The following is a 16,872-nucleotide window of genomic DNA, read 5'->3' as shown; positions in this document are numbered from 1 at the left end:
AACGTGGGCAATCGGTCGGACTTCAGGGCTTCACAGAACCTGCTCGAGGATCGAACACCCACACGATCGGCCATCTCCCGATACGACGGGCTCCCTGCCCAGCGGCGATACCTGCGCATCGTACTCACGAACTCAGAGGCTGTCCTCGCCCTGAGGGGGTCCGGTTTGAGTGTGTCTCCGGGGAGATCCTCGGGGACTTCGGGAAGGAATCGAGTCGGCACGAAGCGCCTTTCGCCGGCAGACCAGATATGCGTCTTGAGATCCGGGCTGACCGGCCCCTGCGCGAGCATGACCGGGACCTCTCCCCAGAGGTTGCCTTCGGCGTCCATGCGGATGTTGCGCGCCTCGGCATCAGGCTGGGCGATATACCTGGGTCCGTTCTCGAACGAAGTTTGGCAATCCATCAGTTCGCCTCCCGGTGGGAGATTCGGGTCGCCATGTCGGAGACGGCGCCGAGGACCACAGCGGAGAGCAGGAGGGCCGTCGCCAGGTCGTGGCCCTGTCGGTACAGAGCCAGCGCGCATCCGAGCACGATGATCACGACCAGGATCCGTCCAGTCAGGGAATCTAGGGTGAGGTATGCGGTCACGAGTGACCTTTCATGAGAGGGATTCATATTCGGCTGGATGATCACGCCGTTCATTTATGGGCAGACCGCGACAAGGCTTTGGAGACGACGCGGACCGGCGAAGACGTGACTGCGGTGCCGATGCTGGGAAATTACCTCATCCTGACCTGGTTGCGCACTGGAACGCTGAGGATATGTCCACCTCTGGGCGTGATGGTGAGTAAGTTACACCGAGACCATAAGAGCATGATTTGACCCGGATGGTGTTTCGTACCGTTCGGCAGTGTTCGATAACGTTCGATACAGAGAAGGTCGCGTTCGGTGGATTTTGAAATCTGCACGATGGGTAGAAGTGCCTGCGGCCGTGGATTTTTTCTTCCGAAAGTTTACGGTCAGGCAGATACCCGAGATAGGGCATGATGCCAACAGGGTGAGGGTGACGGCTGGATGACGGTCGCGCGGGACTGGAGACCTCGAGCGACCGGTGACGGACCCTCCACACGAGGGCTGCCTCCCCAAAGGGAAGGTGGCCCTCGTCATTTCACTAGATCACAGCCACCGAGCACAATCGTGTCCTGCGCCGTCCTTGGAACCTTAGAGATAGTGAGAAGGGGATTCGGGTGCACTGCATGAGACCCAGGTCGGTCTACTCGGGAGGGCCATCAAGGTCGATACCCAAGAGTTCAGCGATCTCGTAAGCGCCCTCAGGGCCAACCTCACGAAGAAGCTCTGCCAACCACACTCGGTCATCCAGGTTCAGTGGAGCGTCATCATCCATAAGGTCGGTCTACCCACCTAAGGTCAGCAGGCTGGGTTATCCACAGGTGGCTTCACCAGCGATCTCATCAACCGAGGACTCTCTCGTGCCGGATGTCTTGTTCCGGGTGTGAAGGAGACCCTGACGTGTCCTCAGGGGTTGGTATGAATTGACTACGTCACCCCCTCGTGAGGATCGGAGCCCCCGGGTTGCTTAAGGATTGGCTGAGCGCAGCGATCGCCGAGTACGGCCAAGAGTGCATGAACAAGCTGAAGGATGGCGTTGGCCAACCCGAAGCAGCGATCCGCGGTCCCGTGGAGGGACTCCTGATCAAGGCCGGGTCGGCCTCCGGTCTGGAGGTCGTTGTCCACGATGAAGCACACTTGCAGGGCGCAGGCGCCCGCCCGGACTTCGCCGTGCGTGTGGCTGGCGCGATCACCGGCCTTGTTGAGCTGAAAAGGCCCAAGGAGAACTTGGACCCGGCCAAGTTCAAGGGACACAATAAGCGGCAGTGGGAGCGGCTCAAAGACCAGCCGAACCTGCTCTACACCAACGGCACAGCATGGCGCCTGTACCGGTACGGCGAACTACAAAGCAGCGTCGAGTTCAGCGGTGACCTGTACTCCTCCGGGGAGGACCTCAGTATCCAGGACGCATCGGTGGAGAACCTCTTCCGTGCCTTCCTCAAGTGGTCCCCGCCGCCGATCACCACGGTCGACCAACTGGTCAGACAGGTGGCCCCGCAGTGCCGTCTGCTGCGCGACTCAGTCCTGGAACAGCTCGCTGAGGAAGCTAAGAAGCGCAAGGCCGGGGCAGACGAGTACGACCTGCCGTTCAGCATGTTGGCCCAGAGCTGGCGCGATCTGCTGTTCCCCACCGCCGACGACGAGGTGTTCGCTGACGGGTACGCCCAGACCATCACCTTCGCTCTCCTGCTGGCCCGTACCGAAGGCATCGACGTTGCTGGCCTGGAGACATGGAAGATCGCCCACCAGCTCGGTGCGGGCAAGCCGCACGCCCTGATGTCCCAGGCTCTCAAGTTGTTGGCCAGCAGCGCGGTCTCCTCCTTTACCGTCACCATCGACCTGCTGCGAAGGATCATCGGTGCGGTGCAGTGGGATCCGATCTGGGCACAGCGTGAAGACGCCTACCTGCACCTGTACGAGTCGTTCCTGTCGGTGTACGACCCTGATCTGCGCAAGGAATCGGGGGTCTACTACACCCCGGTCGAGGTCGTGCGGAACATGGTGCGGCTGACCGATGACATCCTCACCACCCGGTTGGGCGCGGAGCAGGGATACCTGTCGCCGTCGGTGACCACGATCGACCCGGCGATGGGCACGGGTGCTTACCTGCACGCCATCATCGATCACGCGGCGAAGAAGGCCGAGGAGCTCGAAGGCACTGGGTATGTGGGGCCGGCGATCAGTGACCTGGCCGAGCGGCTCATCGGCTTCGAGCTGAAGATGGGTTCCTACACCGTGGCGGAGATGCGCGCGGTGGACATTCTCAAGCAGTACAAGGCTTCTCTGCCCAAGGGCGGGGTTCGGCTGCACGTGACGGACACGCTGGCCAACCCGTTCGCCCCTGAGGCGTCAGTTATTCCAGATCTGGTGGCCCTCGCCAAGTCACACAAGGCCGCAAACAAGATCAAGGCCAACACCCCGGTGACCGTGGTGATCGGCAACCCGCCCTACCGAGAGCGTGCTCAAGGCCAAGGTGGTTGGGTCGAGGCCGGAGCGAAGAACGTCGAGGGCATCACGCCGTTGGATCGGTTCCGCAAGGACGGCAACGGGCGTCTGGAGAATAAGCTCAAGAACCTCTACGTCTACTTTTGGGCCTGGGCCACGTGGAAGGTGTTCGACGCCCACCCCCAAGACCAGCACGGGGTGGTCAGTTTCATCACCACCTCGGGCTATCTCAAGGGGCCCGGGTTCAAGGGGATGCGCCGCTACCTGCGCGAAACCTGCTCGGAGGGGTGGATCATCAATGTCAGCCCCGAGGGTATGCGGCCGGATATCCCTACTCGGGTGTTCCGTGGTGTGCAGCAGCCCTTGGCGATCGCGATCTTCGTCCGTAAGAAAGACGCCGTTTCCCAGACTCCGGCCAAGATTCACTACACAAAGGTAACCGGTAAGCAGGAAGAGAAGTACGCCCAACTCGATGCCCTGACACTGAATAGCGATAGCTGGCAACTGGTTCGGTCCGGGTGGGAAGACCCCTTCGTGCCCTCTGCGGAGTCAGCGTGGGATGACTACCCGGCGCTGGAGGATCTCTTCTGCTGGTTCAGCCCTGGATTTACACCTAACCGCAACTGGGTGACAGCCCCATCTTCCAAGATTCTGCAAGAGCGCTGGAACGCACTGATCCATGAGCCGAATGAAAACCAGCAGGCAGTTCTATTCAAGGAAACTCGAGACAGAACAACTACAAGCATAAAGGAACCTCTTCCAGGGTTTCCTAAACAAGAAAAATCGATACGCACTGGAAAGGATGAATGCCCAAACCTGACAAGAGTGTCTTACAGGTCCTTTGACCGCCAGTGGATCATCCCAGACAGTCGAGTAATTGATTTTCCCAGACGGGGTCTATGGGCAGCTGCGAATCTCAATGGCCAGCTCTTCATCAATGAGCAGCATAGGCGCGCCATCGATAGTGGGCCGGCGATCGCTTTCGCTGCGCTACTCCCCAACGTCGACCACTTCAAAGGCAGCGAAGGCGGGAGAGTTTTCCCAATGTTGCACCCCGATGGTTCTCCCAACGTCGCTCCTGAGCTGCTCACACAGTTGGAAACTTCCCTCGGGTTCACCGTGGAAGCCCAGGATCTCGTTGCTTATATTGCTGGGATTACAGCTCATCCGGCGTTCACAGAAGAGTTCATAGAGGAGCTCGACGCTCCGGGCGTGCGGGTTCCCCTGAGCGCCGAACCCAACCTGTGGGCCATGGCTTGCGAACTTGGACGACAGGTGGTGTGGGCCGCCACCTACGGGGAAGCCTTCGCTGATCCAGCGGAAGGGCGTCCTCAGGGAAAGATCGGCTTCGCCCCCGCAGACCTGCGACGTCCCAAGAACCTGACCCCAATTGGCACCGAGCTACCCGCCAAGATCACCTACATTCCCGCTGATGACGGCGAGGGACAGATCCGAGTAGGCGAAGGACTGTTCGGCCCAGTAACCGAGCGCATGTGGAACTACGACGTCGGCGGCATGAACGTGATTAACAAGTGGTTCTCCTACCGCAAGGACAACCCTGGTGGGAAGAAAACCAGCCCGCTCGACGACATCCATGTGGACACCTGGCCCATGGAGTGGATTACCGAGTTCAACGAGCTCCTCACCGCACTCCGCCGCGTTACTGACATAGAGAAATCCCAGAGTGAACTCCTGGACAAAGCGCTCTCTGGCCCGATGCTCACCCTCGAGACGCTGCGATCCAAGGGAGTTAAATTTCCGGAATTTGACAAGGACCGGAAACCTCGCTTCGACCTAAACACCACAGCCACTCAAAATTCCATGTTCTGAGCGTTTAACTAACTTATGAAATTCATCCAGAGAAGAGGAACCCGTGTCGAGCCCTGAAATTACACAACTTGCAGCTCAACTAGCAGAAGTTCTTGCTCGAAATGCGGCCAGCGCCGTAGCTAGCAAAGTTAGCGCCATCCGCGCCCGCAAACTCGACCAAGCAACAATGAACGAGCTCATCGAGCTTGTGAATGACTTGATTACGGACAAAAATGAGCTCAGTGGCATAGCCACGGCCTTCGAACAGGAGCTTGTCACCCAGCGGATTTCCGACGCGGATATAAAATATATAACCACAAAGCTACTACCGACACTAGAGCAGGTTCTTGACCTTTCAGGAAATGACGACAAGGGCCGTGAGGCCCTTGACGCCATCAAGAGCCTACTGACACCAGAAATACTGACTATCCTGCAACTGATTGGATTCAATTTCAGGAAAGCGATTGGCGAACCCTTGACTATATTGGTGGAGCGTTTGATCCTTTCTCAAATACCAAGCCCTGATCAATCTGCTGACCTTCAGATCCTACAGCTTCGTCAGCAGGCTGCATACTTTGAGGCAATTAAAGATCCTGAAGTCCGGGAGTTGCTTCGAGGAGAAGATTAATACATAAGCGATTCTCTAAAAACAATCCATGTCAGAATATCCGGTCGCACAGAGCTGATCGGTGTCCAAGGCCTCAGCTTTTTGTTTAACCTGTCTGGTTCTTGTGCTCTGTCAACGTCACAGCCCGTTTGACGGTCTTTCCGACCCCGTGCCGAAGCGCCCGTTGACGGTTCTTCGCCCCGGACGGGCGACCAGGGCCGGGCCGGGAGAGTTTTGGCGCACTGGCCGGGCAGACGACCCTCGCCCGGAGGTGGCGAACCCCCCCGTGATACTCGGGCCGGGGTGAGCCTGCCCGGCCTGGCCGCCCGCTCCCAAGGGCGGCGCAGGTCCTCAACGAGCGGGCGGGCCAGCCGCAGCTGGGTGTGAGCGGCGATCACCAGCCACGTCCACCGATCGGCCGCCTCGGGCGAGCGGACCCTCGGGCAGGTCCAGCCCAGGGTCTGCTTGAACAGGCGGAAGGTGTGCTCTAGGTCGAACCGGCGCAGGAACGCCTGCCAGAGCCGATCCACGTGCTCGGCATCTGCCTCGGTGGCCGAGGACCACAGCCACACCGGTTTGGGGTCGCCATCGCCAGGCAGACGTTCGACCTGCAGGAGCACGAGGGTGCGCTCCACAATCGGGAGCGCACCCTCGTGGTCCAGCCAGGGGCCCCGATGGGACAGGCGGGGGTGCATCCGGTCCCACGCCTGGTCCCGGGCCCTCCCGTAGTGAGTGGTGTCAGTGGCGGTGGCCTGATCGGGGGCGTGCCAGCTGTCGGGTTTGGCCAGGGTGAAGGTACGGACCCTCACAACTCGGTGGCTCTCCGGCCGTTGATCAGCGGTATCCCGGTCGTCCGGGCGTGGCACGTCCTCGAGCCGGCGAGAACTACGACTACAAATCCCTACCAGCCCCGACTGACAACCCTGCATCACCCCGCGCCTCGCCCGTCGCGGCATCGAAAACAACCACCGGCCGGGATGACACCGCTGACAGAATGAGGCCATGTTCGACAGCTCAACGCCGGGTCGCGGTTTCGAAGACTACATCCGCTATGTGTATCAAGCCATCCTCAACTGCGAAAGTCAGGACATCGCGGTTCTCAGGGGAGCACGCGTCCCTAACGCTCGTGGCGATGCGTTCTTCGAAATTGACGTGTACTACGAGTTCGACTTGGCTGGTGTGCGGCATCGAGTCGCGATGGAGTGCAAAGACACGCGCCGCCCCGTCGAGCGCAACGATGTGCTCGCTTTCTGCCAGAAGCTCCAGGAGATGCCGAGCACGATCGGCATCTTCATCTCCAGAAACGGATTTCAGTCGGGCGCAGAGAGGTTTCTAGAGGAGAAGGGCATCCTTCACTTCGACTCCACGACAGCACCTTCGATGAGGGATGCGGTCGCCACGATTCTCACTGCCGCGGCCTTGCCATCCGAGGCGAGCATCGGCCAGCCGTTCTGGGGACTCATGGAAGAGCAGGACGGCGAGGGCACCGGCTCGTGGCTCAAGTTGCCTCCTGGAGGCATGGGCAAGAACAGCCCCGCTCTGTTCCCGCTGTTCTTCTCGAAGCCTGATGCGTCGCTGTTCCAACGCCTTTCACGTCCGTACTCGGAACAGACCTGCATCCGAGGTATCCCGCAGACCACGCTGAGATCGCTCCTGCTGATATCGCACCGCCTGATGCCAACTCAGTTCGCCATCATGCGAACACTTGAAAAGCGAGGCCGGATGCTGTTCGAGGCGCAGGAGGCGTCGCCGCTCGAACTCGCAGAGCAGTACCTGCCGGAAGGAGCAGCGCGATTCACACCTGCGCCAGAGTAGGTCACTCGTTATGCCGCTTTCGGATCGATGAAGCGCCTTACGAGTTGGTGCGTGATAGCGGGTGAGACATGGTGGTCCCGTCCGTGGTGCTTGTCAGATGTTCGCGGTGCGGTCGGAGACCAGCCCGGCGATGGCGCGGTAGGTCGCCGGGAGGTTCTCCCGTCGATGGGTCCAGCGCATCAGTTGCTTCCAGCGCTTGTGGTCGGCCAAGGCGTTCTCGACGGTGATCCGATCTGAGGAATGCGCGTGGCGGTGGCGCTTCCACCGCTCGTGGAACTCGGGCAGAGCACTCTTGTTCGGCTTGCGCGGCGGGGTGAGGGCCTGATGCGGGTGGTCGCGCCGCAGACCGAGATACCCGTCGTCCAGTAACACCTTCACCAGCGGAAAATGTCTGAAGCAGGCGTCGATGCCCTCGGTACGGGCCGCGGTGGCATCGTGCATCCGCCCGGGGCGCGTCGCGTCGGTCCACAACGTGCGCCCCTGGTGGTCGGCCACGACGGTGGTCTTCATGGTGTTCTGTTTCTTCTTGCCCGAGACGAACGCCCGCCGACCGCCCCGGCCCGCGCGGGGCCGCCTGACCTGGACCTCGGTGGCGTCCAACCGCAGTTCGATGCCTTCGGCCTGAGCGTAGGCGAACACATCCTCCACAGTGCGCAGACGCACCCCCGGACGATTCGGGACCGCGCACCCGCGCTCGGCCAACAGGGTCCGGATCTGACCAACAGCACGGGTGATGGTGGAACGGTTCACCCCAAACAGCAGCCCCAGGACCGTGTGCGGCAGGTCGTGACGCAGGTGGATCAGGGTGACCACCAGTCGGTCGACGAAGACCAGGCGGTGCCGGGCACCGGCTCCGGCAGCCCGTTTCCGCTCTGCGCCTCGGGCCCGGTTCCGGTGGTCCTCGACTGCCGTTTCCCAGGGGTGGGCCAGCTCCTCGACGAGCGCGGCCAGGTGATGTTGGGAGATACCGGTGAGCTAGGGGTGGTCCAGGACCACACGATTGACCTTGATCGTCACGACCAGAGCATGCCACGGCTCTGCAGTGAAACCTCACCCGCTATCCCGCACCAACTCGTAAGGATCTCGATCCGCGCGAAGCCCACATTATCCAGTCGCTCCGCCGCCGAAACAAGGACCTGCCTGATCAGGAGATTCCGTAGCCACGCAGAGCCGGGTCTTACCGCCGTCGGGGGCGCGTGGGACCGTTGAGCCCGAACAGGGCAAGGCAATGAGCCAACCGAAGCGTTACCGCTGCGCTTGACTGTCTCGGTTGACGATCCCGGCACACGCCGCAGTCTCCAGCAACCCCAGTACGAAACACCTCGATAAGCTCGACGAGTTCATCGCCAGGTTCGAGTGCTAGGGAGCAGGCTATGACCTCAGAAGAAGGCGCCCTGCTCGTGGCGATCATCAGCGCGAGTATCGCCCTGCTGTCGATGGGCGGAGCTGGGTGGGCAGCATGGGCCGCCCATCGCTCTGCCGAAGAAGCCAAGGCAGCGAACAGTCTGGAAAACGCACGACGCCACGACGAACTTCATCCCGCAATGCCGGAGAAGCTGGAGGCGTTCCCCAGGGAATCCAGAATCCAGGACAAGGTCGAAGTGTTCGTCACCCTGCAGCTGCCCAGGACGTACTGGGTACAGGCCGCAGTCTTGGGTATCAACAGCGAGCGCACGATCATCAACGAGACTCTGAGCGCAGGGACCTCCCGGGACCTACACCTCGCGACGCTCGGCACCGGAATCGCTCTGGGCGTCGAGGCGATCAAGCTCCGGATCTGGCCACCCGCTGGCACCAACACGTGGACGTGTCCGTGTGGGCGGCCAGCGACTCCGGAGGAGGAGCCTAGCGGACACTGGTCGATGACTCTGCCAATTACCTACCAGCCGCCGCCAGCAGGTCCGTTCATGTTCCAGATGTAGCTCACCGGAGGAGGAACTACTGGAGAGCCAGGTCGATCAGGACGCAGAGGAAGCCGATTCCGTGCATGGTGGTGCGGCTGTGGGTTGACCGGCATGAGCAACTGGGCCAGCCGATTCGGGACATGTATCGAGCACCTGAGGCGCACACAGCCAGTGTTCCAACGGCACCCACACCGCTTGTACACCGAACTCGATCCAGACACGACGAACATCCCTGAAACCAGTGTCCACCCACAACTGAAGCAGAAGCCATGCCCAGCTCAGACCTGGGATGAACGCCCTTCAAGCTCACTCACTTCTTCCGAGTGATGGGAGATGACCCCAGCACACACCGCAATCTCCAGCAGCCTCGGCACGAGACAGGAATGCCCTCAGGCGACCTCCCCCGTATCCACGGTGGCGTTTAGACGTGGGTACACCGATAGACACAGAACAGCTCAACATACAGATCAGGGCTGCTTCCAACGACGGTGGGAGTCTCAGTGAACAACAAGGAGTCAAACTCGAAGCACCCTGGAGCCCAACCCGGTGGCGAGTCCGAGAATCAAAGGGGCTCGTGTTAAACTGGGCAGACAGAAGTAGTAACCCTTCTCGTCAAGGACCTGGCTGCCGCCCACCAGGAGATCGTGACAGTCAGCTCCACAGACACGGTCCGTAAGGCAGCCACCCTCATGTCGGCCCGGAACTTCTCACAGTTGGCGGTGGTGTCCGCGAACGGGATCTGTGAGAAGGCCGTCAGCTGGGAGTCGATCGGCAAAGCACGGCTATCGGGTTCCGATCCCCAGACGGTGGCTGAGGTGGCGACCGAAGTCCCCAGCGTCGCGCTGGAAGCGCCTCTCCTTGAGCAAATCCCCACTATCTTCAGGCACGGCTTCATCCTTGTGCACAGCGGCAGCAGGAAAGCCCTGAAGAGCATCATCACCACCTCTGACCTCACTCTACGGTTCGGTGACATCGCCAGGCCCTTCCTCCTGACAGAGGAGGCCGAGCGACTGCTCCGGCGATGTGTGGATAAGACGTTTGACTTGGAGACCATCGCCAAAGCGGTTCCCAAGCAGAAATCTCAACGTGTGCGATCGGCTTCTGATCTGACTCTGGGCAACTACGGTTACTTGCTCGATATGGGTGAAGCTTGGGAGAAGCTGGGCTGGGACGTCGACCGCGAAACCTTCCTCGAACTACTCGAAGAGATGAGAGAAATGCGGAACGACATCATGCATTTCAGGCGAGGCCCCTTGAAAAAGGAGGAGATAGGAAAGTTGGAAAATTTCGTCGAACTTATGAGAAAACTAGCTCGCTGACCCCTTTCTATGTTGGTCACAGTCATGTACCGACCGCACGGAACCATCCCCTGGTTGCAGGAAGCCCCTGCCCACTCTGCCGTTGTGACGTTTTGCCCTGGGCTTGGCCGTCTGCACTATCAGCACCCACGGCAAGAGGACCGGCTCTCGGTGGTCACGCCTGGACTCGGCACAGCGGCCCCTGAGAGCAGCGCCTTACAGTCCAGAGCAGCTTCGTAGCGAAAAGCTGCGTCTCGCTTTCCATCTGGTTGGATTCGCCCTGATAGCACCCGCTCACCGATCGCACGCGCCCGCTTACAGGAGTCCACCGTGACGATTGCCCAACGCATCCTCGAGTTCCTGAGCACGAGCGGACAAAGATCGGATGACGACGAACTCGCTCGACAACTCGATGTGTCCTCGCGCCAGAGCATCAACCAGGTATGCCGCAAACTCGCGGACGAAGGGCACCTGCACCGCTATCCCGGCCCTGACGGCAAGATCGTCAATGCCATCGGCGGCACACACCCCACCGAATCATCCATACCGCCCGGTGCTTCGACTGAACAGCAACTGGCCGAACGCATCATCCTGGACGAGGCTGGCACACTGCTCGGAACCCGGCTGGACCCCCGCGAGATCCTCACACCCACCGGGGCTCGGGTGGAAGTTGACGGAGCCGACCAGGACCTCACCGTGCTCGTGGAGGCATGGGCGCACCAGGGACCCGTCAAGTCCGCACAGCGCCACAAGGTCCTGTCCGACGCGCTGAAGCTCGTATGGATCTCCTCCACGCTCTCCCCCAGGCCGCGCATGGTGCTCTGCTTGTCCGACCAGGAGGCGGCCCGGCCCTTTCTCGGCGAACGCTCATGGGCGGCAGCCGCTCTGCTCGACCTAGGAGTCGAAGTGCTCGTCATCCACCTACCCGATCACGTGCGCGCTCGCCTGCGCCAAGCCCAGCACCGCCAGCACAGATAGGCCACTACATCAGATCTAAGCGGATTCCCCTCTGGTGGGGCAGGGCCCTACCGCTCGCATGCAGGCGGAAGGTAACCATCAGTCCGCACGTCGCACGGCACAACACCACTTCCTGTCTGATCCGAAAGGCTCAGGAGGTCTCCAGGTCGCTAGTGGTGCGCACCCCTGGCCTGCGCAGCGCAGCTAGGGACACATACCGCTGACCCATCGTCCAGGCCCAGGGGCGACCGGAGGCGACCACCGTGTCGTTGGCCAACGGCGCCTCCAATACCACGGTCTCGGGATCCTGCGGCCCTGAGAGCAGGAACACCATGTACTCCTGCCGCTCCTCACGGACCCCGCTCTCCAACGAAGAGCGAATCAGGTCTGCGATACGGGCGTCGCGCTCACCGTTGACCTCCCGCCGCAGCGCCTCCTCGTGGGTGAAAAGCACGTGGTCCTCCCGGGTAAAGATGTGGGCCAGGTGGGGTTGGATGGCCTGCTGGGCGTAGAAGCCCATGTGGGTCAGCCCTTCCCGGAAGGATCGACCGGGCTGACAGATGTAGGCGAAGGATTCTAGGTACTCGGGGTAAGCCTGGCTGGCGGCCACAACCACCACCTCATCAGAGGTGAGCAGACCGTCATTGTCGAACAGCGCCCGCAGCTCGCGCAGCAGAAACCGGTCGCGTTCGGAGGGTGCCAGGAAGGCGTCGTCCAGCACGGCGGTGATGGCGTCGTCCAGGGCGGCGAAGTTGAACCACACCACGCGCCGGTCCTGCACAACATCCACAGCGACGGGCCGTTCGGGGTCTGGGGTGAGCACGAACAGATACCGTCCCGGCCCTTCTTCCAGGTTCGCCAAGTGGCCACGAAGCTGCTGTGTGTCGGCTGTGCCGCGGACAGTCTTGACCTCGAACAGATAGGTGAAGCCCGCGGAGATTCGTGCGTCGGGAACCGAGCCCTTGCCGGCCTTGGGCTGATTGGTGAAGGTGACCGTCTCCAGAGTGGCCTCCCCCGAGGCCTTGGCCAGGATCTCCTCGACCAGGGACAGACCGATCCGTTCGAAGACCGCCAGCATCGACGAGGTGACCCGGTTCTCGCCTTGCCGGTAGGTAGAGAACAACGGTGTGGACGACACTGCACCAGCCTCCAGCACGCATGGGTTGACCTACTGTCCGAACAGCAGTCCAAGATAGCCCACGGCATTCAAGGACCTTGCGAGATCCCATCGGACAACAACCCAGCGATGTGTGCTCCGTTTGTGCTCCGCAGTTTTGGACCGGGACGCCATCAGGCGGTACCCCTTGACACGAAACGACAGCGATGTTCGGATGGATTGGGACGAAACGGCACCCCTTCTAATCCGACGGTCGCAGGTTCGAATCCTGCCGGGTGCGCCACAAAACCCCAGTTCAGACGGGGTGCAACGGCCTCGCCCTCATCGTCCTCTCGCGCTGATGGGGCCGAGGTGGGGCCGGCCCTCGACGCACCCGTCGTGCAGTTCCTCGCCGATGGGCTCTGCCCGAATCGCGCAGCACCAGCCACGCCGTGCGCTCCGCCGCTTCCCGCGCCACCTGCGGCAACACCGTGGAATAGGTGTCCGCCGTCAGCACGATGCTCGCGTGCCCCAGCATCGCTTGGACCACTTTCAGCTCCACCCCGGCCGCCAACGCCAACGTCGCCGCTCCATGGCGCAGGTCGTGCAACCGCACCGGCGGCAACCCGCTGGAGGTGTTCAGCTTCCGAAACAGGCGTGACAACCGTTCAGGCGCCAGCGCGCCGCCCCGCAGGGCGGTGAAGACGAACCCTCGCGAATCCCACACCCGCCCCTGACTCTGCGCCTCCTGCTGCTGGTGCCACTGGTGGCGGCGCAACACCCCCAACGTGGTGTGGTCCACCGACAGCATCCGCCGACTCGCCGCGCTCTTGGGAGCCAGCTCCACCAACCTGCCCTGATGGGACTGCAGCTGGCGCTCCACCCGCACCGTCCCCCGCACCAGATCGATGTCGGGCCAGCGCAACCCCACGATCTCGCCCCGGCGCAGCCCCGTCATCACCGCCAGGTGAAACAACCCGTACAACCGGTCCTGGGAGACGTGGTCCAAGAACGCGCGGGTCTGCTCCACCGTCCACACCGCCACCACCGGCCGCACCCCACCATTGCGCCAGTCCGCGACGGCCTGCTCGGTCCACACCATGGGCCGCGCAGCACGGCCGCCCTCCAACCACAGCCCCTTGGCCGGGTTCGAGACCAACAACCCCTGGTGTACCGCGGTGTTCAACGCCGCCCGCAACGTGGCTCGCACCCGCTGCACCGTCGCCGCCGACAACAACGCCCCCGTAGGCGACCTGTGGCGGGAAATGGAGTCGAAGGCCTGAGCCACCACGGCGGGAGCCAGCTCCTCCAAGACCAGAGCGCCCAGGTGGGGTTGGAGGTGGCGGTGGATGTGCTCGGCGTAACTCGTCCGGGTCAACGGCCGCAGCCCGGTACGGGTGGCCAACCAGTGTTCCAGCCACGCCCCCACCGTCAACACCGCCGGATCGGCATCGCCGCCCTCGAGCTCGCGCACCCGGCGCAAACCCTCACGGGCCGCGTCCCGGGACACGAACCCACCCCGACGCACCCGGCGCCGACCACCCGGGAGATGGTCCAGCTCCAGCGCGAAGTACCAACTCCCGTGCCCCCGCCGAGACAACCCGGGGCACCGGCCCTCCCGAGCCTTCACACCCCTCACACCACGGCACCCGCACCGCTTGTACACCCAACCCGATCCAGACATGATCAACGCCCCTGAAACCAGTGTCACCCCAAAGCGGGAGCGGGTGTAGCGTGCTCCGGCTCCGGACCGCAAGGACTGGTGGCCAGATGCAGGGCGGTGGCCACTCAGATCTGCCCGCCCGTGCCACCTGCGACAGCACGCCGGAGTAGGTATCCGTGTTCGGCGCGATGCCCACGTGCCCGAACATCGCCTGGACCACCTTCGACCCCGCCTCACCGCCAACGTCCAGGTCCCAGTCCCCATGCCGTGGATCGTGCAACCGCACCGACGGTGGACCCCTCTCAGTATTGAGTGTGCGAAACAGTCGGGACAGACGGTCGGGCTCCGTCGGACCATCGCGTAGAGCCGCGGAAAGGCGACCAGGACCGGTGTCCGTTCGGTGGCGCCGAGCAAGTACAGGCGCGCGAAAAGAACCGTGGCCGTCAGATCGCACACCCGGCCCGGATGGGGGTCTGGGCGGCCGGTTCATTTTCTCGACATGGGCACAGCGGACCTGGGGACCCGTTCGGCGGCCGTGGACGTGACGAAGCCTCGTTCTGAGCGCGGAAATTGCCACGGACCCAGCATGGAGTGAAGCGTTCAGACGGTCGAGCAGTCCGCGTCGTTGACGCAGGAGGCCGCCGTGTCCGTGTCCGATCCTGCGCCCCCACGGCGTTCCAACAGGACGGTGTCGCGCCAGCGTCCGTGGAGTTGTGCGATGCGCTCGCGCACGCCCACGGTCCGGAAGCCCGCTTGGTGGTGCAGGGACAGGCTCGCCTTGTTTTCGAGGAAGATCGAAGTCTGGAGCATCCACAACCCGCCGGTATCGGCCTCGGTGACCTGGCGGAACAGGAGCGCCTTGCCCACACCCCGCCCTCGTGCGTTCTCGGCGACGTAGACGGAGGTCTCAGCCACGCCCGCGTAGGCCTGCCTGGTGGAAACAGCGGAAGCGGCGGCCCAGCCGACCACGGCCCCGTCGGCTTCGGCAACCCAGCGGTGCCCCGGAATCCACTTGGTCTTCAGGTCTTCGACAAAGGGCGCCTGGGTCTCGAAGGTGGCATGCCCGGTGGCGATGCCCTGGGCGTAGATCTCCCGGACCGTCTCCAGGTCGGTGTCGGCCATGGGCCGGGTGGTGATGTCGGCGGGTAGGTCGGTGGGGCAGCACGGTCGGGCGTTGAGGACGCCCATGACGATGTCGGCGGCGTGCGGCAGGCCGGTGCAGCAGGCGGGGTTGACGGCGACCCGGGTGGAGGTGCCCACCTTGGTCAGGGTCACGAACCCGACGTCGGCGAGCTTGCGCAGGTGGTGGGAGACCGTGGGCTGGCGGACGTCCACCATCTCGGCGAGCTGTCCCACGCTGACCGATCCCGGGGTGGTGGCGATGGCGTGCAGGAGTTGGACGCGCATAGGTTCGGCCAGGCAGGCGAACCAGGCGGCGTAGGTCTGCGCATCGGATGAGGGCAGTGCAGGTGCGGTGGGCTCGGCCCGTGTCACGGTCATGCCTCACATTATCGACCACGATCTATGGTTGCGTCCATCGGTAAGCATCGATAGAGTCCCATTCCATAGACGCCAATCGATGAAAGAGGCATGTCATGGCCGACGAACGTCCCGTCGTGGTGATCGGAGCCGGACCCGCAGGATTGGCGGCGGCGGCTGAACTGATGGCCCGCAACCTTCCGGTCCTGGTCCTGGAGAAGGGTGACCGAGCCGGGACGGCGGTGTCGGAGTGGGGGCACGTACGGCTCTTCTCGATGTGGCGCGACCTGGTCGACCCGGCGGCGGAAAAACTGCTCTCGGCCACTGGTTGGCAGCGCCCGGACGACGGCGGGTACCCGACCGGCCGTGAGTGGGTCGAGGACTACCTCGCTCCCCTGGCCGAGGCCCTCGGCGACCGGGTGCGCTTCGGCGCCGAGGTGACCGGGGTGAGTCGTCTTGGACGGGACCGGGTCGTGGACGCCGGACGCACCGAACAGCCCTTCACCCTCCGGGTACACACCCGTGAAGGCGAAGAACGACTGTTGGCCCGCGCGGTCGTGGACGCCTCGGGCACCTGGGGCACCCCCAACCCCGTGGGCGGTGACGGCCTGCCCGCACTGGGCGAAACCGCCGCGGCCGAACGGATCTCCTACCGGATCCCCGACCTGAGCGATGAGGAGACTCGGATCCGCTATGCGGGACAGACCACCGCCGTGGTCGGGAGCGGGCACTCGGCGCTGACCACGCTGGTGGCCCTGGCCACGCTGGCCCAGGAGGCTCCGGGGACAAAGGCGTTGTGGGTGCTGCGGCGCGGCGAGGTCGGGGACGCCTTCGGCGGGGGCTCGGCCGACCAGCTCGCCGCGCGGGGTGCGCTCGGCCAGCGGGCTCGTGCGGCCGTCGAGGCCGGGGATGTCGAGGTGGTGACCGGGTTCCGCGCCGCACAGGTGCGATCGGTGGGCGACCACCTGGTCTTGGTGGGCGAGGACGGTCGCAAGCTGGAGCCGGTAGATGAGGTGGTGGCGCTGACCGGGTTCCGGCCCGACCTGTCCCTGCTGTCCGAGGTGCGTCTGGGTCTGGACCCCACTCTCCAGGCGCCGGTGGAGCTGGCCCCGCTCATCGACCCCAACCAGCATTCCTGCGGCACCGTCTACCCGCACGGCGCGGCCGAGCTCTCCCACCCCGAGGACGGGTTCTTCCTGGCGGGAATGAAGTCCTACGGGCGCGCCCC

12 protein-coding genes and 2 pseudogenes are annotated in these 16,872 nt (G+C 63.1%); 7 read left to right on the top strand and 7 right to left on the bottom strand.

Going from position 1 to position 16,872, the window contains the following annotated elements; translation table 11 throughout:
- A pseudogene (locus ACWGKS_RS29065) lies at positions 1–329 on the bottom strand (hypothetical protein); the annotation flags it as partial.
- 74 nt (positions 330–403) lie between these two features.
- Positions 404–589, bottom strand: a complete 186-nt coding sequence (locus ACWGKS_RS29060; RefSeq protein WP_452524858.1) for a hypothetical protein — start codon at positions 587–589, stop codon at positions 404–406.
- A 996-nt stretch (positions 590–1,585) separates the two neighbouring features.
- On the opposite strand from ACWGKS_RS29060, the gene ACWGKS_RS29055 reads away from it, so the two are divergent.
- Positions 1,586–4,846 carry a type ISP restriction/modification enzyme gene (locus ACWGKS_RS29055; protein WP_452524856.1) on the top strand — a complete coding sequence of 1,087 codons (3,261 nt, stop codon included), beginning with the start codon at positions 1,586–1,588 and terminating at the stop codon, positions 4,844–4,846.
- Positions 4,847–4,889: 43 nt separating this feature from the next.
- On the top strand, positions 4,890–5,453 hold the full coding sequence (locus ACWGKS_RS29050; RefSeq protein WP_452524855.1) for a hypothetical protein: 564 nt from the start codon (positions 4,890–4,892) through the stop codon (positions 5,451–5,453).
- 85 nt (positions 5,454–5,538) lie between these two features.
- Here ACWGKS_RS29050 and ACWGKS_RS29045 read toward each other — a convergent pair.
- Positions 5,539–6,229: pseudogene (locus tag ACWGKS_RS29045) on the bottom strand (NF041680 family putative transposase); the annotation flags it as partial.
- Between the two features lie 205 nt (positions 6,230–6,434).
- On the opposite strand from ACWGKS_RS29045, the gene ACWGKS_RS29040 reads away from it, so the two are divergent.
- Positions 6,435–7,247, top strand: a complete 813-nt coding sequence (locus ACWGKS_RS29040; RefSeq protein WP_452524853.1) for a restriction endonuclease — start codon at positions 6,435–6,437, stop codon at positions 7,245–7,247.
- A 93-nt stretch (positions 7,248–7,340) separates the two neighbouring features.
- Here the strand turns inward: ACWGKS_RS29040 and ACWGKS_RS29035 are convergent, their stop codons facing one another.
- A complete protein-coding gene (locus ACWGKS_RS29035) occupies positions 7,341–8,177 on the bottom strand; it encodes a transposase family protein (protein WP_452524862.1) in 837 nt (278 codons plus the stop codon).
- Between the two features lie 443 nt (positions 8,178–8,620).
- Here ACWGKS_RS29035 and ACWGKS_RS29030 point away from each other — a divergent pair, with 443 nt between their 5' ends.
- From ACWGKS_RS29030 to ACWGKS_RS29020, 3 genes are all read left to right on the top strand, one after another.
- Positions 8,621–9,169, top strand: a complete 549-nt coding sequence (locus ACWGKS_RS29030; RefSeq protein ID WP_452524851.1) for a hypothetical protein — start codon at positions 8,621–8,623, stop codon at positions 9,167–9,169.
- Between the two features lie 602 nt (positions 9,170–9,771).
- The gene (locus ACWGKS_RS29025; protein ID WP_452524860.1) at positions 9,772–10,470 is read left to right on the top strand and encodes a CBS domain-containing protein; all 699 of its coding nucleotides are present in this window, start codon (positions 9,772–9,774) and stop codon (positions 10,468–10,470) included.
- Positions 10,471–10,779: 309 nt separating this feature from the next.
- Positions 10,780–11,427 (top strand): hypothetical protein, encoded by a 648-nt coding sequence (locus ACWGKS_RS29020; protein ID WP_452524849.1) that lies wholly within the window; start codon positions 10,780–10,782, stop codon positions 11,425–11,427.
- Between the two features lie 130 nt (positions 11,428–11,557).
- Here ACWGKS_RS29020 and ACWGKS_RS29015 read toward each other — a convergent pair whose 3' ends face one another.
- The 3 genes from ACWGKS_RS29015 to ACWGKS_RS29005 form a co-directional block, all read right to left on the bottom strand.
- Positions 11,558–12,544, bottom strand: a complete 987-nt coding sequence (locus ACWGKS_RS29015) for a hypothetical protein (protein ID WP_452524848.1) — start codon at positions 12,542–12,544, stop codon at positions 11,558–11,560.
- 274 nt (positions 12,545–12,818) lie between these two features.
- Positions 12,819–13,976 carry a tyrosine-type recombinase/integrase gene (locus tag ACWGKS_RS29010; protein ID WP_452524846.1) on the bottom strand — a complete coding sequence of 386 codons (1,158 nt, stop codon included), beginning with the start codon at positions 13,974–13,976 and terminating at the stop codon, positions 12,819–12,821.
- A gap of 789 nt (positions 13,977–14,765) precedes the next feature.
- Complete coding sequence (locus ACWGKS_RS29005; RefSeq protein ID WP_452524844.1) at positions 14,766–15,665, bottom strand: helix-turn-helix domain-containing GNAT family N-acetyltransferase; 900 nt, start codon at positions 15,663–15,665, stop codon at positions 14,766–14,768.
- Positions 15,666–15,760: 95 nt separating this feature from the next.
- Here ACWGKS_RS29005 and ACWGKS_RS29000 point away from each other — a divergent pair.
- Positions 15,761–16,872 (top strand): FAD-dependent oxidoreductase (locus ACWGKS_RS29000; protein ID WP_452524842.1); only part of this gene is annotated, 1,112 nt, incomplete at its 3' end.

Source organism: Nocardiopsis sp. NPDC055879, assembly GCF_053615935.1.
Note: the sequence above shows the minus strand (reverse complement) of the source record. Positions and strands in the feature narration are given on the sequence as shown.